Origin of the sequence: Arcobacter sp. (assembly GCF_050300555.1) — a bacterium.
In the GTDB taxonomy this organism is placed as follows: domain Bacteria; phylum Campylobacterota; class Campylobacteria; order Campylobacterales; family Arcobacteraceae; genus Arcobacter.
The window spans coordinates 16,971-39,292 of the sequence record NZ_JBNKXY010000009.1 but is presented as its reverse complement, the minus strand read 5'-3'; the positions used below and the strand labels follow the sequence as shown (position 1 = coordinate 39,292).

The 22,322-nt window shown below is 26.7% G+C and carries 19 protein-coding genes and 1 tRNA gene; 9 read left to right on the top strand and 11 right to left on the bottom strand.

Features of this window, described 5'->3' with window-relative positions; genetic code table 11:
- Positions 1–57 precede the first annotated feature (57 nt).
- Genes ACQY5W_RS08105 through ACQY5W_RS08095 form a run of 3 tightly spaced genes read right to left on the bottom strand, consistent with a single transcriptional unit; the run spans position 58 to position 2,691 of the window.
- Positions 58–1,407 carry an imelysin family protein gene (locus tag ACQY5W_RS08105; protein ID WP_428024458.1) on the bottom strand — a complete coding sequence of 450 codons (1,350 nt, stop codon included), beginning with the start codon at positions 1,405–1,407 and terminating at the stop codon, positions 58–60.
- Positions 1,408–1,419: 12 nt separating this feature from the next.
- A complete protein-coding gene (locus ACQY5W_RS08100) occupies positions 1,420–2,505 on the bottom strand; it encodes an Opr family porin (RefSeq protein WP_428024457.1) in 1,086 nt (361 codons plus the stop codon).
- A 21-nt stretch (positions 2,506–2,526) separates the two neighbouring features.
- Positions 2,527–2,691 carry a hypothetical protein gene (locus ACQY5W_RS08095; protein ID WP_428024456.1) on the bottom strand — a complete coding sequence of 55 codons (165 nt, stop codon included), beginning with the start codon at positions 2,689–2,691 and terminating at the stop codon, positions 2,527–2,529.
- A gap of 172 nt (positions 2,692–2,863) precedes the next feature.
- Here ACQY5W_RS08095 and ACQY5W_RS08090 point away from each other — a divergent pair, with 172 nt between their 5' ends.
- From ACQY5W_RS08090 to ACQY5W_RS08065, 6 genes are all read left to right on the top strand, one after another.
- Entirely contained in the window at positions 2,864–4,195 is a 1,332-nt protein-coding gene (locus ACQY5W_RS08090; RefSeq protein ID WP_428024455.1) for a cryptochrome/photolyase family protein, read from the top strand.
- The gene (locus tag ACQY5W_RS08085) at positions 4,182–5,600 is read left to right on the top strand and encodes a phytoene desaturase family protein (protein WP_428024454.1); all 1,419 of its coding nucleotides are present in this window, start codon (positions 4,182–4,184) and stop codon (positions 5,598–5,600) included. Before ACQY5W_RS08090 ends, ACQY5W_RS08085 begins: the two co-directional genes overlap by 14 nt.
- Entirely contained in the window at positions 5,587–6,576 is a 990-nt protein-coding gene (locus ACQY5W_RS08080; RefSeq protein WP_428024453.1) for a sensor histidine kinase, read from the top strand. Before ACQY5W_RS08085 ends, ACQY5W_RS08080 begins: the two co-directional genes overlap by 14 nt.
- Complete coding sequence (locus tag ACQY5W_RS08075; RefSeq protein WP_428024452.1) at positions 6,573–7,283, top strand: LytR/AlgR family response regulator transcription factor; 711 nt, start codon at positions 6,573–6,575, stop codon at positions 7,281–7,283. Before ACQY5W_RS08080 ends, ACQY5W_RS08075 begins: the two co-directional genes overlap by 4 nt.
- A 66-nt stretch (positions 7,284–7,349) precedes the next feature.
- Positions 7,350–7,805 (top strand): SRPBCC family protein, encoded by a 456-nt coding sequence (locus ACQY5W_RS08070; RefSeq protein ID WP_428024451.1) that lies wholly within the window; start codon positions 7,350–7,352, stop codon positions 7,803–7,805.
- A gap of 219 nt (positions 7,806–8,024) precedes the next feature.
- Positions 8,025–10,553 (top strand): methyl-accepting chemotaxis protein, encoded by a 2,529-nt coding sequence (locus tag ACQY5W_RS08065; protein WP_428024450.1) that lies wholly within the window; start codon positions 8,025–8,027, stop codon positions 10,551–10,553.
- Positions 10,554–10,577: 24 nt separating this feature from the next.
- On the opposite strand, the gene ACQY5W_RS08060 is transcribed toward ACQY5W_RS08065, so the two are convergent.
- From ACQY5W_RS08060 to ACQY5W_RS08050, 3 genes are read right to left on the bottom strand one after another with little or no spacing between them, the layout of a single operon-like run.
- Positions 10,578–10,934 carry a sirohydrochlorin chelatase gene (locus tag ACQY5W_RS08060; protein ID WP_428024449.1) on the bottom strand — a complete coding sequence of 119 codons (357 nt, stop codon included), beginning with the start codon at positions 10,932–10,934 and terminating at the stop codon, positions 10,578–10,580.
- Between the two features lie 31 nt (positions 10,935–10,965).
- Positions 10,966–12,072: a response regulator gene (locus ACQY5W_RS08055; RefSeq protein WP_428024448.1), complete on the bottom strand. Its 1,107-nt coding sequence runs from the start codon at positions 12,070–12,072 to the stop codon at positions 10,966–10,968.
- Complete coding sequence (locus ACQY5W_RS08050; RefSeq protein WP_428024447.1) at positions 12,073–14,664, bottom strand: PAS domain-containing protein; 2,592 nt, start codon at positions 14,662–14,664, stop codon at positions 12,073–12,075. It abuts the gene before it with no gap.
- A gap of 103 nt (positions 14,665–14,767) precedes the next feature.
- Between ACQY5W_RS08050 and ACQY5W_RS08045 the strand changes: the two genes are divergently transcribed.
- Together ACQY5W_RS08045 and ACQY5W_RS08040 are read left to right on the top strand one after the other, a co-directional pair.
- Positions 14,768–14,844: transfer RNA gene (locus tag ACQY5W_RS08045), tRNA-Arg, on the top strand.
- Between the two features lie 368 nt (positions 14,845–15,212).
- Positions 15,213–16,349 carry a Fic family protein gene (locus ACQY5W_RS08040; RefSeq protein WP_428024446.1) on the top strand — a complete coding sequence of 379 codons (1,137 nt, stop codon included), beginning with the start codon at positions 15,213–15,215 and terminating at the stop codon, positions 16,347–16,349.
- 116 nt (positions 16,350–16,465) lie between these two features.
- Here ACQY5W_RS08040 and ACQY5W_RS08035 read toward each other — a convergent pair whose 3' ends face one another.
- Both ACQY5W_RS08035 and ACQY5W_RS08030 read right to left on the bottom strand, forming a co-directional pair.
- Positions 16,466–17,086, bottom strand: coding sequence for an NYN domain-containing protein (locus ACQY5W_RS08035; RefSeq protein ID WP_428024445.1), 621 nt, complete (start codon positions 17,084–17,086; stop codon positions 16,466–16,468).
- Positions 17,087–17,243: 157 nt separating this feature from the next.
- On the bottom strand, positions 17,244–17,960 hold the full coding sequence (locus ACQY5W_RS08030) for a hypothetical protein (RefSeq protein WP_428024444.1): 717 nt from the start codon (positions 17,958–17,960) through the stop codon (positions 17,244–17,246).
- A gap of 592 nt (positions 17,961–18,552) precedes the next feature.
- Between ACQY5W_RS08030 and ACQY5W_RS08025 the strand changes: the two genes are divergently transcribed.
- Positions 18,553–18,921 (top strand): hypothetical protein, encoded by a 369-nt coding sequence (locus ACQY5W_RS08025; RefSeq protein ID WP_428024443.1) that lies wholly within the window; start codon positions 18,553–18,555, stop codon positions 18,919–18,921.
- 171 nt (positions 18,922–19,092) lie between these two features.
- Here ACQY5W_RS08025 and ACQY5W_RS08020 read toward each other — a convergent pair whose 3' ends face one another.
- From ACQY5W_RS08020 to ACQY5W_RS08010, 3 genes are all read right to left on the bottom strand, one after another.
- Positions 19,093–20,151 carry a tyrosine-type recombinase/integrase gene (locus tag ACQY5W_RS08020; RefSeq protein WP_428024442.1) on the bottom strand — a complete coding sequence of 353 codons (1,059 nt, stop codon included), beginning with the start codon at positions 20,149–20,151 and terminating at the stop codon, positions 19,093–19,095.
- Position 20,152: 1 nt separating this feature from the next.
- Positions 20,153–21,970, bottom strand: a complete 1,818-nt coding sequence (locus tag ACQY5W_RS08015) for a DUF3987 domain-containing protein (RefSeq protein WP_428024441.1) — start codon at positions 21,968–21,970, stop codon at positions 20,153–20,155.
- Positions 21,971–22,045: 75 nt separating this feature from the next.
- Entirely contained in the window at positions 22,046–22,291 is a 246-nt protein-coding gene (locus tag ACQY5W_RS08010; protein WP_428024440.1) for a hypothetical protein, read from the bottom strand.
- Between the last annotated feature and the right edge of the window lie 31 nt (positions 22,292–22,322).

Genomic DNA, 22,322 nt, shown 5'->3' with positions numbered 1-22,322 from the left:
TTCATCTTTTGGGATGAATATAAATTTATTACAAAGAATAGAATTAAAAAAATAAGACTAGATTTTAGTTTCATCGGCGTCAGTTACATCATCTTTTGTAAGATTAATACCATTTGCACTAGCTACATTAACCATCATATCACCAAGTTTTCTCATCTCATTTTTAAGTTTTACAATAACTTTTGACATAGGACTTGATGCTTTGATTTGATAATCAAAATGCTCTTTTGTTTTTGCTGTTTCATCAATTAAAGCAATTTTTTCTTCAATCGAAGTCATAAGTTTTTCAATTTTTGCTTTTGAAGTGGCATCTACTTTATCAAGTAAGGCAGGACCATATTTTTTTCCATTGTAAGTAGAAGTTAAAATATTTTTAAATCCTTGATAATTTGTTGCGATATCTCTATGTGTGTTATCTGAGAAACAAGAGTGTTCATCCTCTTCCGATGGTGTTAAAACAGCAACTGCAATTCTTTCATTTGCAAGTTCAGATTTCATAAATACACCAAGACCTGAAATGATTTGTTTAAGAGCATCATTTTCAGAGATATTTTTTGAGGCATTGTCACCTGATAATTTACCTAATAATGCAGCACTATATAAACCTTGAGTACCATTAATATTTTTTTGCCAAGCAGAAGTAACTACTTCTAAATCAGATACAATTTTTTCTGATGCTGCTTTTAAATATGCCAATCTTCTTGGTGCATTTACTTCACTTGTAAAATCACTTAGTGGTCTTTGACCTGCTGTAAGTGCTCCATTTGTTACTGAATCTTTTATAAAGTTAGAATAATCTTGATCTTGTCCCCATAATAAAAACTCAACTGCATGGTATCCACTAGCAACATTTGCATCAGCACCATTTTCATTTAAATCTGAAATAGCCTTAGGAGTGATTTTTGTTACATCTACAACTTTTGAATCTTCACCACCTGGATTAAATTTGCCGGTTGTATCAATGATATTCCCTGATGTTTTAGCACCATTTGCATCAATTGTATAGTCAATCATATTTTCATCTAATGGCCAAGCATTGATTTGTCCTTCTAGTGAACCATAAGTATCAGCTACCCAACCTTCTTCTGCATCAATTGGTCCATTTGATAGTCTAAATGCTTCTGTTTGTCCATAAGATTCCCTTGAAACTAACCAAGTTTTTTTTGCATTTTCAAATGTAGTTTCATTTGGATTTGAAGAAAATTCTTCAATTGCTTTTTCTAACTCTTTTGCATCATTTAGTGCAGTACTATAACTATCAAGTGCAATATTAGAGTATGCCTCTAATATAGTTTTTGATTTAACTATCTCTTGTTTTTGAGTAGTATTTGTATTTGTTGTACAACCAGTTAATGCAATTGCCGTTACAACTGATAGTGATATTAGTAGTTTTTTTGAATAGTTCATAAAATTCCTTTATTAAAATGCGTAAGTAACGCTAGCAAAGATTTTGTCATAGTCATTTGAAGTTGCAGTATCATCATAATCAACATAAGTAATATTTGCTGATAACTCATCAGTGAAACTATAATTAGCAATTAAATTTAGTTCATCTGTATTAGAGTTTGTTCCATAATCTGTATCACTGTAAAGTGCACTTAATCCTAAAGAACCAATTGTATATTCAATAGAACCATAAGTAGTTTTAGCATCAGTACCATATACATTTGTCCCATCATCCATAGGATTTATGCTATCACCCCAAGCAGAGATACTTCCAACTCCACCATCTTTATCAGTTGCAACATATCCAAGAGCAAATGAAATACCTGCTAAGTTTAATCTAGCTTCTAGATTATAAATGTCTCCATCTTTAGTAGTAGAAACATCTTCATTTGAAGCTGCATAATGTGCAGTTAATCCAAACATATCTACATCATAACTAGCTTTAAACCCATAAAAGTCAGCTACTTTTGGAGCAGAATAATAATATGGATTTAACTCAACATTTTCAATACCAGTAAATTTTGCATCAACTACATATGCACCATCTTTTGTTGTTTCTGTAAAACTGTTGTTTGTATCTAAATCAATTTCAGCTTGTCTATTAGTATAACCAATTACAAGAGATGTATTAGGAATATAATCTAATACAGCAACTGCTGCATCATTATAATCTCCTAACCACTCCAATCCTATTTCTTGACGACCCACTATAATAGTAGCTTTGTCATATGTATATTTAATATTTGCTTCTGTTAGGGCAGAACTATTTGTCATAGTTGCTTTATAATCACCATCATTTTTTTCAGTTATTTCTGTATTAGCTCTAAATCCAACTTTTGCACTAAATCCATTTACACTATCAGTTTCATATGTAACTCCAACAGAACCAGTTGTAAAACCTGTATCAGTTCTAACTGCTAAATCTTTACTCTCTGTATATACTGTTACATCTCCTGAAGTCTTACCATTTGCAAATGCTTCTTTTACTGTTGCAGAATCTGCCATTGAAACAGAACTTCCTAATAGTAATAAAGATGCTACCATACTTATTTTTTTCATTTGTTTTCTCCTAAATTTTGTTTATGCAAGTACTTCACTTGCAATTTTATGTGCTTTTTGTGAATCAATATTTTTATGTTTCATATTTAAAACTTTTACTATTGAGCATGCCATTTTTGAATTTTTTATAAATCCTGACTCTCTAACCATTTTTCTAATTTCTCGTTTTAAAAGCAAATCAGACATAAATTAATCCTTTATGATAATAATTATCAGAATCCTACAAGAACAAAACTTAAACATTAATAAATATGAGAATCATTATTATAAATGTTTTAGAAATTCAAGATAAACTGACAAAAAAAGAGTACCAACAGATAGCTTTTTTCATTAATATAACAAAATAAAGGAAAAGCTTGTGAAACAGATTCTTTGGTTTAGACGTGATTTAAGAATAATTGATAATAAAATCTTAGAAAAAGCATCTAATGAAGTAATGCCTATATTTATTTTCGATAAAAATATTTTAGAAAAACTAGATATTGAGGATAAAAGAGTTACTTATATTTATGATGCAGTAATAAGTTTAAAAAAATCACTTCAAACTATTGGCTTAGATTTATATATCTTTTTTGATACTCCTAAAAATGTATTTAGTAAGTTAAAAAATGAAGGTTTTGATGAAGTTTTATGTTCATGTGATTTTGACTTTTATTCCATAAAAAGAGATAAAGAAATATCAAAAATAATCCCTTTAAAAAGGTATTTAGACTCATTTTTAATAAATCCAAGAAAAAATCTAAAAAAAGATGGAACACCATATAAAGTATTTACTCCTTTTTATAAATCATTATCATGGCTAAGTGACTCCGATAAAATTGGAGAAGCTACAATAAATCCAAATTTGAAACTATATAAATATGAAAAAGAAACTCCATTTTTGGAAAAGTTAGGGTTTAAAAGAGCTTATTTGCCAGAGTTTTTAAAAAAATCACCACAAGATAGATTAGATGATTTTAAAGAAAAAGTTCAAGAATATGAAAAAAACAGAGATATATTTTATAAAGATGGAACATCTAATTTAGGAATTGATTTACGATTTGGGACACTGTCTCCTAGAATGATTTTTAATGAAATAAAAAAGTCAAATAAAAAAGATAGTGAAGTATTTATCAGACAGCTTTTTTGGAGAGAGTTTTATAATTATATTTTGTACCACTTCCCAAAAAGTGAAAGTGAAAATTGGAATGGCATGGAAATACCTTGGAATGAAGATGAAGAAGATTTTCAAAAGTGGTGCGAAGGCAAAACAGGAGTTCCCATAGTAGATGCTGCAATGATACACTTTAATAAAACTGGAATGATGCACAATAGACTTAGAATGATTGTGTCTTCTTTTTTATGCAAAAATCTACTTATTGATTGGAAAAAAGGTGAGCAATACTTTGCAAAAAAATTGCTTGATTATGATGCAAGTTCAAACATAGGCTCATGGCAATGGGCAGCAAGTACAGGTGCTGATAGTGTGCCATATTTTAGAATCTTTAATCCCTACTTACAATCAGCAAAGTTCGATAAAGAAGCTATTTTTATAAAAAGTGTAATTCCTGAACTAAAAGATGTAGATGCAAAACTTATACATATTGAAGGTGCTTTAAAGAATAAATATATAAGACCTATGGTAGATATAAAATACTCAAGAGATAGGGCAATAAGTATTTTTAAAGAGGCAAAAAATGCAAAAATATGATTTAGCAATAATTGGTTCTGGTATTGGTGGGGCATTAATAGCAGCATTAAACAAAAATAAAAATCATATTTTATTTGAAAAAGATTCCAACATTGGAGGATGTGCAGGTACTTTTAAAAGGTATGGAAATTATTATAATATAGGGGCAACAACATTTGTAGGTTATGAAGAAAATCATATTATAAAAAAAATATTTGATGATATTAATTATGTTCCAAATATAGAAGAATCAAAAATAGCAATTAGAACTATACAAGATAAAAAAGTAGTTGATAGAGTTAGAAACTTTGAGGAGTTTTTAACTCAAATACAAGAATACTATCCAAATAAAAATAATAGAATCTTTTGGGAAAAAATTAAAAAAATAGATGAAAAGTTTTGGCAAATAAAAAATATACATTTTGCAAAATATAGTTTAAAATCTTATTTGAAATCTTTGCTTACTTTTAAAGATTTGATAAAAACTTTTGAAATGGATTTATTTAAAAGTGCTAATTCTTTTATAAAAGATACACTTGGAGAGATAAGTAAAGAGTATCAAAACTTCATCGATGCGCAACTTTTAATTACAGTTCAAAGTAAATCAAGTGATGTTTCTCTTTTATCTATGGCTTTAGGTTTATCTTATCCTTTTCATAAAGTATTTTATGTGAATAATGGTATGGGAACTATTATTGAAGATATTTTAAAAGGGCTAAATGTACATAAAAAAGAGGAAATATTAAAAATAAAAAGGTTAGAAGATGGATTTTTGATAAAATCATCTAAAGATGAATATAAAGCAAAAAACATTGTATTAAATACAACAATTTATGATAGTAAGAAACTTTTTGATGAAAAAATAAAATCTTATTATGAAAAATTTGAATTTAGTGACCAAAGTGCTTTTACACTTTATCTTAAAATTGATAGTAAAAAAGAGTTTTTAGAACACTACCAAATAATTTTAAAAGATGATATTCCAAATTGTATATCTAACTCTTTTTTTATCTCTTTTTCAAAATTAAATGATGAAAAAATGAGCCAAAATGGTTATAGTGTAACTATATCAACCCATACTAAAGTTACTACTTGGAAAGCATTATTAAATGAAGAGTATAAAAAACAAAAAGAGATAACTCAAAACTTTATATTAGAGCATTTTTTAGATTATTTTGATACTATAAAACAAGAACAAATAATAAAAATATTTTCTGCAACAAGTTTAACTTTTCAAAGATTTATTGGAAGAGAAAATTGTGGTGGGAAAGCGATAAATTTAAAAACTATTTTACAAACACCAACTTGTAAAACACCTTTTAAAGGCTTATACAATGTTGGAGATACAATTTTTGCAGGGCAAGGTTGGACTGGTGTTGCACTAGGTGCAAGTATATTAGATAAGGAACTAAATGAAGAGTTTTGAACTACAGATTTCCTATAAAGATTGGCTTTATATAATTATTGTAGGAATACTTTTTGGTTTTTTGATTTCATTGGTTTTTTATTATATAAATGAACATATTAGATATCTTTCAACAATAGTTTTTAGTACCTTTTGTGCTTTTTTTATAGCTTTTTTTTCTTTTTTATTTATATCCATTTCAAACTTTTATATTCTTCCAAATATTCAAAAAAAATATTGGTATTTTATTAGTTTTATTTTCTCTTTTTTAGCAGGTTGGTGTGGTTTTTCATTGATATATTTTTTATTTGATGAAAGTTATCCCATCGTAAAACTTATATCACAATATTGGTTAGCTATTAGTATTACTATTGGACTTTTGACTTTCTTGATTGGTTTGATTTTACATCAGTTTATCTCTATGAAATATAAAAATGAGTTAGTACATAGCGAGGTTTTACAGACTAAACTAGAGGCTTTGGAGAGTGAATTAAACCCTCATTTTTTATTTAATGCCTTAAATTCTATTTCTGAACTTATTTATCAAGACCAAAAAAAAGCAGAAGAATCTGTTTTAAAATTATCAAAGTTTTTAAGAAATGCAATCACAAAAAAGGGTTTGATTGACTTAAAAAGTGAAATAGATATGTTAAAAATCTATTTGCACATAGAAAATATAAGATTTGATGAGAAAATAGTATTTAATCTAAATTGTGATGAAAAGTATTATGATTTACTTTTACCAAAATTTTCCATTCAACTTTTAGTAGAAAATGCCATAAAACATGGTTTTACTGGAGAGCCTTTAATTATTGATGTAAGTGTTGATAGTAATAAAATAGAAGTATCAAACAGTGGAAAAATAACCCAAAAGGTAGTTTTTGGAGTGGGATTAAATAATTTACAAAAAAGATTACAGATACTTAAAATAGGGTATTTAAAAAGTTCTATAGAAGATGATAAAATGAAGTTTACAATACATAGGAGTAATAGATGAAAGTAATGATTGTTGATGATGAAAAACTAGCTCTTAGTAGACTTACAAGACTTTTAAATGAAGAAGGAATAGAGGATATTAAAAGTTTTAGTTCATCTAGTCTTGCTTTAGTTGAAGCTACAAAAACAAAATTTGATGTGGTTTTTTTAGATATATCAATGCCAGAAATTACAGGCTTAGAACTTGCAAATACTATTTTGAGTCTTGAACCAAAGACTTTTATTGTATTTCAAACAGCATATAATGAACATGCAATTGAAGCATTTAAAATAGGTGGAATAGATTATTTAATTAAACCAATAGAGAGTACTGATATAAAAAGAGTTTTGGAAAAAATAAAGAGTTTTAAACAATCAAGTGAAGCAAATGATGAAAAACTTTTAGGAAAAAGAGGAAATAAAATTTATCTAATTAAACTTGATGATATATATTTTATAAAAGCTGATTTAGATGAAGTTCTTGTTCGAATAAAAGATGCAGATGTATATGTAAAAAGAAAAATTGGAGATTTGGAAAAACTTTTAGATAAAAAGAAATTTTTTAGAATACATCGCTCTATCATAGTAAATGTGGACAAAATAAAATCAATGGAGAGTGTTGAACAATCTAAATTAACCATTAGTTTTGAAGATATTGATTCTGTGGTTACAAGCTCTAAAGATGGAGCAAAAGAGTTTAGGGAATATTTAGAAAGAAGAAGCCTTTAAACTTACAAAAAACTACTACTAAAACTTCTATTTTGATGATAAGATTTTCAAAATAGGAGGACTATTATGAAAAAATTTGAAAAAATATCACTTATCTCATGTACTATTGAAGAGTTATTTGAATTTCATTTAGACTCAAATAATATAAAAAAAATTACTCCAAATGATACAAAAGTTGAGTTACTAAGCAAAGATTTTGTGCCAAGGGAGGGTAAGGTTTTAGAGATAAAAACTACAAAGTTTGGTATTCCAACTTTTTGGGCAGTTGAGATTAGTTTGATAAATAAACCAACTATATTAGTTGATACAGCGGTTCATTCACCTTTTAAATTTTGGAGACATTCCCATATCTTTACAAAAAAAGGCAATGTTTGTGAATTAAAAGATGTGATTGAATATGAAATGCCATTTGGTTTTATTGGTAATATTTTTTCTAGTTTTATGGAAAATCAACTAAATAATATGTTTACTTATAGACATAAACAAACAAAAATAATATTGGAAAAAAAAGATAAAGCTTAAAAAAAGTTCCAAATCATCATGCACTTTTAATATGTATTATCCCCATTAGATTAACTTTACAGTATAAAATAATTGTATATAAATCAAAATGCTAAGTTAGGTAACAAAATAAATAAAACAAACAAATTAAAAATAATATTTAACCTTATTTTAATAAACGGAAAGATTAAAATGTTACAATACAGCTTTAAATACGGAATATATTAAAAAGGGAATATAATGTTAAAATCATTATCTATAAAAGCTAGACTTTTACTTATAGTAATAAGTTCAATTATAGTTGTATCGGTAGCTATGCTTATACAGTCAGTAGTCTCACTACAGGAAACATCTTCTGCCATAATTGAAAAGTTTAAAGAAAGTGCATATAGCACAAAAGAAGAAGAGTTAAAAAACTATGTTTCTTTGGCTATGAAAACAATAGAATCCTATCATGCTAGAACTGCACCAGAGAAGATAAAAGAAGAAGTTCAGAAATATCTTAAAGACCAAACAGAATTTATTTTATCTATCATTGAAGGTGAATACAATAAATACAATGGAAAAGTTTCAGAAGAAGAGTTAAAAGAAATCATAAAAACTGCAGTTGAAAACTCTAGATATGGAGAGAGTGGTTACTTTTGGATAAATGATTTTGATGCAAATATTATTATGCACCCAATTAAACCTGCTCTAAACGGTAAAAATATGTCTGATTATAAAGACCAAAATGGTAAAAGGATTTTTTACGAATTTGCAAAAGTGGCAAAAGAATCAGAGTCTGGATTTGTTGATTATGTGTGGCCAAAACCAGGATTTGAAAAACCACAAGCGAAAGTATCATATGTAAAAGTTTTTAAACCATTTAATTGGGTTATTGGAACTGGTGAGTATGTTGATAATGTAACTGAAAAATTAAAAGAAGAAGCTTTAAGAGCAATTGGGGAAATGAAATACGCAAAAGATGGTTATTATTGGATAAATGATTCTAATGCAACAATGATTATGCATCCAATTAGTAAAAGTTTAAATGGTAAAAATTTATCAAAAACAAAAGATGCTAGTGGAAAATTTTTGTTTGCAGAAATGGTAAAAGTAGCCAATGCTAAAAAAGAGGGTGGCTTAGTTGATTATATGTGGGCAAAACCAGGGAAAAAAGATCCTCAATTAAAATTTTCTTATGTACAAAAATTTGAACCTTGGGATTGGATAATTGGGACAGGTGCTTATGTTGATGATATTGAAGATAAAATTATGCTTATGCATGATGAGACAGAATCTAAAATTGAGTCAGTGATTATTAGAAATTGTATAATCATATTTGTAATTATGATTATATTATCATTGCTTATGGGATATTTATCTAATAAATCAATATTTGTACCATTAAGTAAATTTCAAGATGGATTATTAGGTTTCTTTAAATATTTAAATAAAGAACAAGCAGATGTGGAAAATCTTGATGATTCTGCCAATGATGAAATTGGAACAATGGCAAAAATCATTAACCAAAATCTAGGTAAAACAAAGTCATTAATTAAACAAGATGATGAGTTGATTCAAGATGTTACAAGAGTTGTTGAAGAGATTGAAAAAGGTTATTTAAATAAAAGAGTTGAAAAGAAAACAGATAATGAATCCTTACAAAAACTTCAAAGTAAATTAAATGAGATGTTGGATAATCTAGAAACAAATATTGGTAAAGATACAAATGTTATTCTTGATATTTTATCAAAATATGGGCAGTTAGACTTTAGAGATAGCATAAAAGATGCAAATGGAAAAGTTGAAATAGCAATAAATGAATTGGCAAATATTATTAATAATATGCTAAGAGAAAATAAACAAAATGGTTTAACTCTTGATGCAAGTTCTAATGTATTGTTAAAAAATGTTGATACATTAAATAGAAACTCAACATCAACTGCAGCTTCTTTAGAAGAAACAGCTGCTGCACTTGAAGAGATAACATCAGCAATTGTAAGTAATACAAATAACATTTCAGCGATGGCTGCATATTCTGATGAATTGATTCAATCAATTAATGTTGGTAAAAAATTAGCAGAATCAACTGTTGTTGCAATGGATGAAATTAATAGTCAAACTGAAGCAATTGCAGATGCAATTGTTTTAATTGACCAAATAGCTTTCCAAACAAATATTCTAAGTTTAAATGCAGCCGTAGAAGCAGCAACAGCAGGTGAAGCTGGTAAAGGCTTTGCAGTTGTAGCTCAAGAAGTTAGAAATCTAGCTTCAAGATCTGCTGATGCAGCACGTGAAATAAAAGCTCTAGTTGAAAATGCTACTCAAAAAACAAATGCAGGTAAAGAGGGTACGGATAAGATGATTAAAGGTTATGAAACTTTACATCTAAATATTAATAAAACGACTGAAACTATCCAATCTATTGCAGAATCATCTAAAGAACAAAGAGCAGGTATTGAGCAAATAAATGATGCTGTAAATAAATTAGATCAACAAACGCAAGAGAATGTTGCTATTTCTAATACAACTCATTCTATTGCAGTTGAAACAGATGAGTTAGCTAAACTTATTGTATCTACAGCAAATGAAAAAGAGTTTAGAGGTAAAGATTCTTTAACAGCTAAAACAACACAATATGATGCTCCAAAAGAGATAAAAAATGTAGAATCAAAAAAAGTAAATACTCCAATAAAAAAAGAAAAAACTCCTACTTCATCTTCAACTCAAAAGGTTCAAGAAATAAAAAGTAATAATAAATCTGATGATGAGTGGGAAAGTTTTTAATAAGTGAAAGAAGAGATATAAATTTTATATCTCTTCAGATATTATAGACGCTATTTTATCAGATAAACCAAAATGTGGTACTATTTTAAATTCCACATCTTTATATCTATTTTTTAAACTATTTACAATATTTGGTATATCCGTACTTACATGTTTCCCAGAGTTTAAAAAATATGGATAAAAAGTTATACTATTAATATTTTGAGAAACAAGTTTTTCCACTATTTCTTCTATAGATGGTTCTACAAACTCTAAAAAAGCTGGTTCTATTTTTTTATATTTGTGTGAATTTAAATCTATAACTTTTTCAACTAAATCTCTAAATTCTTGATTTGATTTTTCTTTTTTACTTCCATGAGCTATTAAAATTAAAGCTTTCATTATTAACCTTAAAATAAGTTTTTACTTGAATTTAGGAATCAAGTGTTATTCTTTTGAACTCTTTTATTATTTCAACTTCTCTTTGATAGATATATTTTTCCATAACTTTTTTATCTGATAAATTTAATTCAAAAGTTATAACTACTTTTGTAGTATGTTCATCTATCTCTTCAATTTTAAATACAGTAGCTTTGGTATCAATTCTTTCTTTATGGGTTATAGTATTATGGTAAGATGTTGTATAAAAAGTGTTAAATCCCATAGATAAGTTAATATTTTCACCTAGTTTTATTTTTCCATCAAAATATTTTATTTCAAATGAAATAGCTTTTGTGGATAATGAACCAACTTTATAATTATATTTTTCATTTGCATGAAATATTGTTGCTGTGAATTCTTTGTCTGGTGTTACTCTTAAAACTTCTCTATTTTTTGGGGAATGTTCAATTTTTTCAAGGTTAATAAAAGTTAATTCGTCATTTTCTTCATCATACTCTTTTAATTTTACTTTTATTATGGCTTTGTCTGTTTCAAAAGTTGTATATTTTTCTTCTAATATAGCTTTTGTTTGGACTTTTTGAGTATGTATTTTAATGGAATCATTTTCCAATGAGGTAATAAAGCCCTCATGGATTAAAGGTAAGCCTTTATAGTGATTTATGATTGTAATTGGTGCTTTGCTGTCTTTTATTATTTTCAAATCTTTTAATAATTCATTATCAAACTCTTCTCCTGAACATTTTTTTCCTGTAACAACTTTTAATAAGGTAGTTGTTAATTGCTGAAAATTTACAGGCTTTTGTATAAAGTCACACACACCCATTCTAAGAAATTTCATTACATTTTCTGAGTGACCATATGCTGAAAAGACAATAATTCTTGATTTGTGATTTAATTTATTTAAATTTTCTATAAATTCATGACCATCCATCCTTGGCATTTGTATATCAGTTAATATGACATTTGGTTCAAACTCTTTATAAACTTCTAAAGCTTCAATACCATCTTTTGCTACATATACTTTTCCAAAAAGTTTTTCCAAAAAAATCTTCATTTGTTTTTGAATAGTTAAACTATCCTCAACAATAAGAGCACTTAAATTTTTTGCATTTTCTTTTAACTCTACTAAATCTGACATCTACATATCCTTTATAGAGAATTTTATTTCAAAACAAGCACCATCTTCTGTGTTGTATGCTGTCAATTTTCCATTTAAATGTTTTTCAATTATAGTTTTTGACATATACAATCCAAGTCCAGTACCTAATTGGTTTTTTGTAGTAAAATATGGGTCAAAAATCTTATCTAAATTATTTTTTTCTATTCCACCAGCATTGTCACTTATTTGAATAATAATATAATCATTTTTCAAAAATTCATTGATTTTTATAACTCTATTTGTATCTTTTTTTTCTATTAAAACCTCTTTGGCATTTTTTATAATATTTATAAATACCTGTAAAAGCTCTTTTGAGTATGTATATACTTGTGTTCCAGAAGTATATTCTTGAATCACTTTTATTTCATTGTTTTCTAGCATTTTACCCATGACTTTAAATGCTTCATCAAATATTGATTCAATAGTTGCTAAATCTTTTTGTTTATTTGGTTTAAAGAAGTTTTTAAAGTCATCTATAGTTTGTGATAAATATTCTGTTTGAGAGATAATTTCATTTAAATTATCTTTTAATGAATCAGTATCTACCATATCAAGCTCTATATCTGCTAGGATATTATTTGCTCCCATTGCCACTACTGCAATAGGTTGTCTCCATTGATGGGCTATCATACTTATCATTTCACCCATTGCAGCATGTCTTGATTGGGCGATCATAAGTTCTTCTTTATCTTGTAACTCTTGTTTTAAAAAGACCTCTTTAGTTATCTCTTGTTTTATTACTAAATAGTTGATTATTTCATTTTCTTTATTTGAAAAAATTGGAGATATAAATGCTAGTTCCCAATACTCTTTACCATCTTTATTTATATCTTTTAATGTACCACTCCATGTTTTTCCACTAGAGATTGTTTCCCAAAGTTTTTCATACTCTTCAATTTGCATGAAATCTGATTTGAAAGCTCTTGGTTTTTGCTCTAAGGCTTCCTCAAACGTATAACCAGTAGTTTTTGTAAAACAAGGATTAACATACTCTATTATTCCATCTTTATTTGTGATAATAAAAGAAATAGGTGCATGTTCAATAGCTATTCTTAGAATATTTAACTCTTTTTGTATTCTATTTATATTTGTTACATCTTGAATAGTTCCAATGGCATTTACAACTTTATCATCAATAATTTCATATTCTACATTACAATTTATATGTCTTATTTCATTTTCATTTAGCTTTGTAAATCTATATTCAATATTATATGGAGTTTTATTAGTTACATTTTGAGTAAGTTTGCTTTTAACCAATTCTCTATCTTCTTCATATACATAGGTTTTAAATAGTTCTTTCATTCCAAAAGGAGTATCTTTATTTAGTCCAAATATTTTTCTTAGATTTTCAGATATGGTTAATTCCATACTTTGTATATCTAAACTCCAATGGGCAAGATTAGCCATATTTTCAGCTTTTAAAAGGCTTTTTTGTGAATTGTTTAATGAAATCTCTAGCTCTTTTTGTTTGGTAATATCTGTATGAAAACCAAGCATTCTAACAGGGGTTCCTTTTTCATCAAAAAATGTTTTTCCCCTATCTAATATCCAAACCCAATGACCATCTTTATGTTTTAGTCTATGAATATTTTCATAACGTTTAGTTATTCCCTTATGGTTATTTAGAATATCAGTTTCAGCTTTTTCCAAATCATCTGGATTAATAAGTGTTTCCCAAGTTTTAATTGAATTTTCTAGCTCATCAATTTTATATCCAAGCATAGATTTCCATCTTTTTGAAAAATAGACTTCATTTGTAATTAAGTTCCAATCCCATAATCCATCATTTGAGCCATCTATAGCAAGTTTATATCTTACTGATAGTTCTTGTTGTTTTTTTGACATTTGGTTAATTAGTTCTTGACTATTATAAATACTATTTATAAACCAAATTAAAATAAGTAAAACAAATATTGAAATAATAATTAAAACAAGTTTTGTGACAGAAGTTTTTTCTTGTAAAGATTCAAAAAAAGCTTTATAATCTTCTGTAGGAACAGTAATTCTAACTCCACCAATATAATCGCCAATTTCATAATTTTGTTTATAATGACACTCAATACAACTAGCTTTAACTTTTAGTGCACCTACATAATTAAATCTTTTTAGATTTTTAGTAAACTCAAAATACTCATCTGTTTTGTCTTTTTCAAACTTTTTTAGGGCAATTTTTTCAAATTTATCTGCTTTATTTTCAGGATTTATAGGTCTTAAACTAGTTAGTTTATAATAATAGTCTCCATATTCATTTGATATTTCTGAAATTTGTTTAGTCATCCAAGCATGATTTATTTTGATTAATTTTTTATTGTCTTTTGTAAAAATATGATTATTTATTAAATATTTGTTTGGTTTTAATGTATCACTTTGTACATATACTCCTTCATATTGGGCATTCCAATCTCTTGTATGAATGGTATCTTTAAATTGAGCTCTTGCCTCATTTAAAACCATTTTATTGGATATCTCTATTTGAGATTTTGTACTTAAGTCTATAAATTCAAAGGCGATTATATTTGCTAATATAATAAAAAAAATTGTAAGTAATACTGCTTTTGTCTTTTTCATATGTTACCCTTATACTTTCATTATATTATAATAAAATTTATATTTGTTTTATTTAAGTTATTGAACTCATATATTATTTTTGTTATAATTTCGTCCTAAAGATGCTTCCTTAGCTCAGCTGGATAGAGCAACGCCCTTCTAAGGCGTAGGCCATACGTTCGAATCGTATAGGGAGTACCACTTAAAATATAAAATCCTAAAAACTTATAATAATTATTGTTAATAGTTTGTTTCTCATTTTTTTTAATTTATGATACTCTAATAGTTTTGATTATCATAAATTAATATCAAGATGAGTACATTCTTATAAAATCAGAATTTTGATAATCAAAATGATTTCTATCTTATTTATAAATATGTAATATAGTTGTTTCTCATATTTTTAATTTTATGATACTCTAAATGTTTTGATTATAAAAAATGAAGCTCAAAATAACTAGATTCTTAAAAAATTAAATATTTGACAAGCAAATACTTAAATTTATTAATATCAAATAGTTTTAATGTTAATATATGTATATTTATTAATATCAAATTAAAGGTATATTATGCAAAAACTATTAAGTGAACTAAATTTTGATAATGCAGTAAATTATCATTATGATTGTTTTCCTCCTATAACACTAAATTATCAAAAAATTATGCATCAACTTATCAAAGCAACAGATGCTATTGCAAGATTTGACCAAATGTTAAAGAAGATGCATAATAGCGAAATTTTACTTGCCCCATTAAGAAATCAAGAAGCTGTAATTTCTTCAAGAATGGAAGGTACAATTAGTACTATGGATGAAATTCTTAAATATGAAGCAGATTATGAAGAAAATCAAAAAGACTATAATAATACAAGGTCTGATGTAATTGAAACTATTTTATATCAAAGGGCATTAAAAGCAGCACAAAAGGCGTTAGTAGATGGACAACCATTATCTCAATTTCTTATAAAAACTACACATCAGCATTTATTATCATTTGGTAGAGGTGCTCAAAAGACACCAGGTTTATACAAAACAGAACAAAATTATCTAGCAGATAGAACAAAAAGAAATATTTTATTTACTCCTATTAGTCCAGAAAGATTACAGGAAGGTCTAGATAAATTATTTGATTATATTCAGAATAATGATGACCCAATATTAATAAAAACTGCCATTGCACATATTGAATTTGAAGCACTACACCCTTTTAAAGATGGTAATGGAAGAATTGGAAGAATGTTAATTACATTGATGCTATGGTCTAGTGGAGTTATCTCAGCACCACATTTTTATATTAGTGGATATTTTGAAGAAAATAAAGACCAATATATAGATATGATGAGAGATGTTTCAGAAAACAATAATTGGACTGATTGGTGCATTTTCTTTTTGCAAGCAGTAGAACAGCAAGCAATTAGAAATTTAGAAATTGTTGAAAATATAAGTAGTTTATATGACCAAATGAAATTAGAATTTAGTGATGTATTATCATCAAGGTATAGTGTAAATGCTTTAGATTATGTATTTACAAATCCTGTATTTAGAAATAATAAATTTACAAATGATAGTGGTATTCCCAACTCAACAGCAGCAAGATTTACAAGAATGCTATTAGATAAAAATTTATTAATTACTATTGAAGAACCATCAGGTAGAAGAGCTGCACTTTACGCATTTGAACCATTATTACAATTAGTAAGAGTTTAAACTGAAAATCACTTAAACTAATGGTGGCGCGGGGCAGTTTTATTTTTCTTCTAATCCCTTATTAAAGGGTTTTTTATTGAGGTAAAAAATAAAAAGGCAACAAAAAGGCAATCCTTTTACCATGATGTTGGTTTTGTTATAGTACTTCCATTATGATTAATAGTAGTTGGTAATATATTATTTTGTATATGACGTTCTTTTATTTTTATGGTTGTAACAGTGCTTCTTATTTCATGTGATATTTGATACCTGTTTGGTGGAGTTAAAACAACTATCTCTTTATGTGGAAATGTTTGTTTAATCATTTCAATTACTGGTACCATATCTGAATCAGATGTTACAATTAATGCTTTATCAAAGTTATCTAAATGAGCATTTTGCAGTAGATGAATACAAAGATTAACATCACTTTCTTTTTCTTCATGAGTTTCCCATTTTGCATTACAAGAGTTACATTTCATATTTTTCTTTTTAAAATGTCCTAATATAACATCTACATTATAAGCTTTAAGTGCATTTACGTAAGTTCTGTGTTTAATAAGAGAACTAGCTCTCCACGTTGCATGAGCTGAAAAGTAAAAAACATTATCTAAAGTATCTTGAGATGGTTTTATAAATGCTTCCATAAGAGAATGGAGGTTTACCCACTTATAATATTTTTTAGAAGTATCATTTTTAGTTAGATTATCTATTGCATGGTATAAATTAAAACCGTCTATAAATGCTTGTACTCTCAAATGAACTCACTTTGGGCAAAAAAAAAGCCCAGCGCGCAGGCAACTGGGCTACATAGGTTAAACCTATGCGATGATTTATAATAGAATTATAATAAAATTAATTTAATAGTACCTTAAAGTACGTATATATATCTTATAGTATATTAAATATATTGTATTACTTTATATATAAATATACGCAGACACAAAACAATAAAAACCCAATAGTTATATAATGTTTATTGATTATTGTATGTAATTTTATATTTTCATCAAACAATTTATTCCAAGCATTATTTAGGTTATTTTTACTATTTTGTAAATCTTTTACTCTATCATTTAGTATATGTTTTTCTTTATATAAATTAGAAAATTCTTTAGATAAATCTATTTCTTTAATATGGTCAAATTTTCTTTCAAAATTTAGATGTTCTATTTTATCAATAAAAATTTCTTTATTTTCAATAGTAAATCCCATATTTGTATATAAAGTATCTCTTCTTTTATAATTTTCTTCATATTCATCTACTGGGCTTAATTTTGCTGATAAAGAGTATTCTGGTACATGCTCTTTTAACATACTCATTAATTTAAATAACATAAAACTACCTATACCAAAAGAACGGCATTCAGAAACAATCATAATACTATCGTGCAAACTGCATGATTTAGAATAACTATTAGCAGAAACTATCCAAGTATTACTTCTCCAAATCTCTTGTATTCCTTGTTTTTCTTTGTAAAATACAGGATATGTAACTCTTGCTTCTATTTTGATAGATTTATAGTCATCTTTTTCATTCATCATAAAAAAATCATAGTCAATAAAAAAGTAAATGAATGTTTCATCTTTTTGCGTGCAATAAGCTTTTTGATATTGTTTATAAATCTCCACTTATCTCTCTCCATATAGTTGTCTTAATGTCTTAATCTCGTGTATTAAAATAGTTTTTGTAAAAAAAATTATTAATTATGTCTTAATTGTCTTAATTTCGTCTTAATCTCATATACCCTTATAGATACCTATATATAGGGGAAAAGATATTATTTATTTATTATTAAGACATTAAGACACTACACTTCTATATATTTATATATATGCCTTTCTCGTTAAGACATAGTTAAGACAAAATGTCTTAATTGTCTTAATTCCATGTAATTTTTTATTTTTTGTTGTATTTTACTCGAGTTAATATCTTTGTTGTTTCTGCTGCAATATTCTATATACTTATTCTTAGCCATTTGGTAAAATTAATAGTGGTAATAGCAATTGTAGAGAATAGAATAATAGGTTAAAAATATATACAGTATAAAAGATTTATATATTTTGTTTAATTATGTAGTAAATTTTTTTAATAAATAAGAATATTTATTGTAAAAGTTAAAACATCATCTTACTTTTATTTTTGACACTTTGTAAGATGATGTAGTTAACCCCTGATAGGTCATTGAAATTATAACAAAAATGACCTTTAAGGAGTTAACAAATGGCAAAAAAAGTGTCAGAAGAAACTAACAGTAATCAAAATGATGTGCAAAATGATACACCTCAAGCTGATAATAATATCCCTACTTCATCTAACGATGAAAACCTTACTAACGATTCAAGTGATAATGACAATAATTCAAGCGATAGTGATAACAATCACGACACTATTAATGAATTTATTGAGCAAGACAAAGAAAAGCTTACAAAAACAATTGAAGATAGAACAAAGAAAGCAAAATATCAAAAAGCTCAAGCTGAAAAATCAGAAGATGAAAACAGCACCACAGAAGATGAAAAAGGAAGTTTCTTTAGTTCCGTTGCTCTTTTTGCTGGTGCTGTTGCCGTTATAGTTTTCGCCATCAGATGAGCGAGAAATAGGCATGTCGCAAGTTCTGAAACTGAACGAACGGAACAAGGAACGGAAAACGGAGAACAGAATAACGAACAGCATAAGCAACAGAGACATCAGAACATAAAACAGAAGATATCAGAACTTAACAGAGTGAGAACTTGGACTATTTTATATGTATTTTTATGATTATATTAAACCATTCATGATATTAGTCGTTTTGATTAATTCTTCATTATCAATATGAGTATAAATCATTGAGGTATTTATATCACTGTGTCCTAAAGCATTTTTTACTAGGACTACATCTTTATTTTTTCTATACAATTGTGTAGCAAATGTGTGTCTTAAAAGATGAGTGCCTTTTTTGGCTTTTTTAATTTTTGCTATTGTTAAAACTTGCTCAACGGCTCTTGATATATATGCTTGAGTTAGTTTTCCTTTTTTATCACTTTTAAATACTAACTCGTCAGTTTTATTATTCAAATATTGTAGGTTTAAATACTCTTCTAAATATATCTTTTGAATTAAGACTTCTCTATATTTATTGCCTTTTCCAACAACTCCAATTTTATAAAATTCGTTGTATTCTTCAATATCTGAATATTTAACATTTATAACTTCTTGTGACCTTAATCCCGTCAATAAAATTAGCTTTAATATAAAACTATTTCTATAAGTACTATTGGTTTGTTTTTTATATATTTCTAAAGAACTAAAAAACTCTTTTAGTTCACTTTCATTTAAATATGTAGGAATCTTTTTTTCTGCTGTAATACTATTCTTTTCCCAATTTCTTAGGTCAATATAATAGCTATGTATTTTATTCTCTTCATCGTAATTATATTTATCAATAAAATTAAAAAAGATAGTTATTACTGTTCTATAATTTTTCTTTGTTGCATTACTAAAAGATTTTGTACTTTGATTTAAATATTCAATTAAAAATGAATTATCTATCTTTTTAAGAGATTCGATATTTTTTAATTTTATAAAGTCATATAGTTTTTTTAATGTTTGATGATATATATTAAAGCCACTAAAACCATTGTTGCGGATTGATTTAAAGTAGTGTTCTAATTCATCAATTGTATTTGAACATTCTATTTCTGCTAATATATCTTTCATTTTTTGTTTGTCTTTTACTTGTCTTTGTGAAGTTGTATTAACTTTATTAATAGTAAACTTTTTAAGCCAAAAAATAAAAGATTCTGTAGTTTCTTCTTTTATATCTAATAAGTATTTCATATTAATTTTCCTCCGTAATAAATGTAGTTCTATCAATCTTTTCTAGTCTAAATAAACCTTGTTCTATAAGTTCGTCTATTTTTTCTTTATTTAATCCTCTTATGCTATTTGTTGCTTCACTTCTTGATATTCTTTTCTCTTTTGTATTTCTAATCTTTTTTTGTAGTTTGACTGTTACACTATCAATTTTATAGTTGAGCATTTTATTTTTTTGAAATAGTTCCAGGACCTTATGACTTTCATTAGTAAATATTGTCATAATATATATAGCTTCTTTTACATATTCTAAAGAAACTTCTAACATATTATCACTCTTAATAATATCCATCTTTTTATATGCACTATTAAAAATATAACTAACTAAAGCAAATTTGAGTACATAGGTAGTTAATCTATATGTTGCTGTTATCTCTTCATCTGTTTCAGTTTCATAGGCACTTATGCTATATTCATTAAACCACTTTATATAATACTTTTGTGCTTCATCATTCAATTTAAATAAAATTGGCTCTTCTCTATCTATTCCTAAGATGTCAATTACAAATTGTCCTACCTCTGAATATTGATAAGTATTTATATTGAAGTCTTTTATTTGTAGTGGTTTAAAATCATCTCTAGTGTTATAGCTAAATAAATATCTAGCCATAAATCCACTTGCTATATCATTTTTATTGGCAACTTCTAAAAGCCATTGTTCTGTTATTAATCCAACTTCGCAAAGTACTGGTCTTTTTAATATAATACTTCCACCATTTACTAATCTTTTATGTAATAACTCCCCCTCAAATGCAGATGTTTTTAATGCTTTGTAAGATTTATCATTATTTGTTTTTTCAAGTTCTGCTCTCATTTCATCATAATAGATAATACCGCCGTTTTGATTGTCTTGTAATGATTTTATTTTAGCTTCAGGTGTACCATCATTTTGAAATACTAAAAGTTTAGGTTCAGGTCTATCAGGCTCAATTTCATTTCTTCTATCTTCTTTTGTGAGTTCTCTAAAGTTTTTTATATCTATTTTGTATTGTTCAAGTTTTCTCTCATACTCTTCGTATAATTCATTTTGGATATTTCCAAAGATACATTTTTTAGTATTTTGATATAGAGTTGATTTAGCAGCTAGACTTGATGGTGCAATAATAATACTCCAAATTACAGGAAATACTGTGATATTTTTACCATTTGTGATTTTAGCTCTTGCTCCAATCAATCCAGCCATTGAAGATAAAACGGTTGATAATACCATACTTGATGGGTAGTCATTTATTTGCATTAAATCTTTAACTAAATTACTTAAAAAGGGAGATAACTTTGTAAAGTCTATTTGAGAACTGTTACTTTCTTTATGTTCTTTTTTTTCTTGATAAAGGTTTTGAATCTTTGATAATTCTTTTTCTAATACTTTCCCAAAAGCAATGCTATTTAAGTTTTCTTTTACTTTTTGTTGGTGTGCTTTGCTTAGTGCTGTATCAACTTCTCTTTGTCTATGATTTTCTTGTAGTGTTTCAATATATTGGGATAAGTTAGTTATTGGATTTGATGATAAAATATCTATAAGGATATGGTCATATTCATTAGAGTTTAAATCTTTTTTTATAAATTCTTCATCTATTGGTTTATTTTGTTTATAAAGTCTTAACATAGATTCAAAAATCTTTTTGTGACCATCTGCATAAAATGATTCTTTAGTCAATTTTGAATTCATTCTATCAAACTGTTTATAATCAAATAAAAAGCTACATAATACAGTTCTTTCAATATTTATAGTATGAATTGTGTCAATTGTACTTTTATTATCTGATATGTTGTAATTACTCATTCTTAACCTCATTATTTGAATATTTTAGAGGGTCAAAAAAACAAACCCTCTAAAGTATGTTTATACTCTTAGTAATTAAGAGTTTGTTTGTTCTCCACATAATTTAAACCAAGTAATAAAAAGTCCACCTATAAAGACTATCTTTTCTATATTTGATGTTCTTTTGGTTTGTCCTGTAAATTCATTTTTTAGGATATTAATTCCTATACTAATTATTGAACTTTTTATGATGTTATTTACATCTATATTTTTTCCATTTTGCACATTTTTATATGCTGTTAATACAATATTTGATATATTGTTACTAATATTTTTATTCATGTTGAGCCTTTCTCATATGATAAATTTAATT

What these genes read in the sequence shown, in the direction of transcription:
- ACQY5W_RS08020 (WP_428024442.1), bottom strand. Translation starts at nt 20,151, where the DNA reads ATGAAATACTTATTAGATATAAAAGAAGAAACTACAGAATCTTTTATT.
- ACQY5W_RS08010 (WP_428024440.1), bottom strand. Translation starts at nt 22,291, where the DNA reads ATGAATAAAAATATTAGTAACAATATATCAAATATTGTATTAACAGCA.
- ACQY5W_RS08040 (WP_428024446.1), top strand. Translation starts at nt 15,213, where the DNA reads ATGCAAAAACTATTAAGTGAACTAAATTTTGATAATGCAGTAAATTAT.
- ACQY5W_RS08085 (WP_428024454.1), top strand. Translation starts at nt 4,182, where the DNA reads ATGCAAAAATATGATTTAGCAATAATTGGTTCTGGTATTGGTGGGGCA.
- ACQY5W_RS08060 (WP_428024449.1), bottom strand. Translation starts at nt 10,934, where the DNA reads ATGAAAGCTTTAATTTTAATAGCTCATGGAAGTAAAAAAGAAAAATCA.
- ACQY5W_RS08075 (WP_428024452.1), top strand. Translation starts at nt 6,573, where the DNA reads ATGAAAGTAATGATTGTTGATGATGAAAAACTAGCTCTTAGTAGACTT.
- ACQY5W_RS08065 (WP_428024450.1), top strand. Translation starts at nt 8,025, where the DNA reads ATGTTAAAATCATTATCTATAAAAGCTAGACTTTTACTTATAGTAATA.
- ACQY5W_RS08015 (WP_428024441.1), bottom strand. Translation starts at nt 21,970, where the DNA reads ATGAGTAATTACAACATATCAGATAATAAAAGTACAATTGACACAATT.
- ACQY5W_RS08025 (WP_428024443.1), top strand. Translation starts at nt 18,553, where the DNA reads ATGGCAAAAAAAGTGTCAGAAGAAACTAACAGTAATCAAAATGATGTG.
- ACQY5W_RS08055 (WP_428024448.1), bottom strand. Translation starts at nt 12,072, where the DNA reads ATGTCAGATTTAGTAGAGTTAAAAGAAAATGCAAAAAATTTAAGTGCT.
- ACQY5W_RS08095 (WP_428024456.1), bottom strand. Translation starts at nt 2,691, where the DNA reads ATGTCTGATTTGCTTTTAAAACGAGAAATTAGAAAAATGGTTAGAGAG.
- ACQY5W_RS08105 (WP_428024458.1), bottom strand. Translation starts at nt 1,407, where the DNA reads ATGAACTATTCAAAAAAACTACTAATATCACTATCAGTTGTAACGGCA.
- ACQY5W_RS08070 (WP_428024451.1), top strand. Translation starts at nt 7,350, where the DNA reads ATGAAAAAATTTGAAAAAATATCACTTATCTCATGTACTATTGAAGAG.
- ACQY5W_RS08080 (WP_428024453.1), top strand. Translation starts at nt 5,587, where the DNA reads ATGAAGAGTTTTGAACTACAGATTTCCTATAAAGATTGGCTTTATATA.
- ACQY5W_RS08100 (WP_428024457.1), bottom strand. Translation starts at nt 2,505, where the DNA reads ATGAAAAAAATAAGTATGGTAGCATCTTTATTACTATTAGGAAGTTCT.
- ACQY5W_RS08050 (WP_428024447.1), bottom strand. Translation starts at nt 14,664, where the DNA reads ATGAAAAAGACAAAAGCAGTATTACTTACAATTTTTTTTATTATATTA.